This is a genomic window from Arthrobacter sp. B0427-1-12 (genome assembly GCF_059092905.1).
The window spans coordinates 1-645 of record NZ_JBNHIC010000188.1; the positions used below are offsets into that span (position 1 = coordinate 1).

Here is a 645-nt window from a genome sequence, read left to right on the forward strand (position 1 = left end):
GGCCCTGGTGGGCCGCTTCAGCGACCACGATGCGTTCATGGTGAGGATCTACCTGGACCAGATCGACGCCCACGGCAGGACCGTCGACGCACTCACCGAAAAGACCGAGGAGGCAATCGCCCCCTTTCGCACCGCACGGGACTTCCTGACCACCATCCCCGGGATCTCCAACACCGTCGCGGACGTGATCATCGCCGAGACAGGCGCCGACATGGCCGTGTTCGAAACCCCCGGCCGGCTCGCCTCCTGGGCCGGAGTCTGTCCCGGCTCGAACGAGTCCGCCGGCCGGGTCAGATCCTCCAAAACCCGCCCCGGCAACAAACACCTCAAAGGCGCCCTGGGCACCACGGCCCTGGCCATCTCCCACACCAAGGACACCCACCTCGGCGCCCGCTTCAAGCGGATCATGGCCCGCCGCGGCAAACCCAAGGCCATCGTCGCGACCGAACACGCCGTCCTTGCCGCGGTCTGGCACCTGCTCGCCCAGGGCGTCTGCTACGAAGATCCCGGTCCCGGCTACTACACCAGGCAGGACCCGGCCCGCGCCAGGAACAACGCCATCAAACGCCTCAATGACCTCGGCTACGACGTCACCCTCACGCCGGCCGCCGCAGCCTGACTCACCCTACTTTCGTATTAGGACAC

The 645-nt window shown here is 67.0% G+C and carries 1 protein-coding gene; it reads left to right on the forward strand.

The window, feature by feature from the left end:
- The coding region (locus AC5RWU_RS24490; RefSeq protein WP_493986766.1) for a transposase at positions 1 to 619 on the forward strand (619 nt) is incomplete at its 5' end.
- Positions 620 to 645 lie beyond the last annotated feature (26 nt).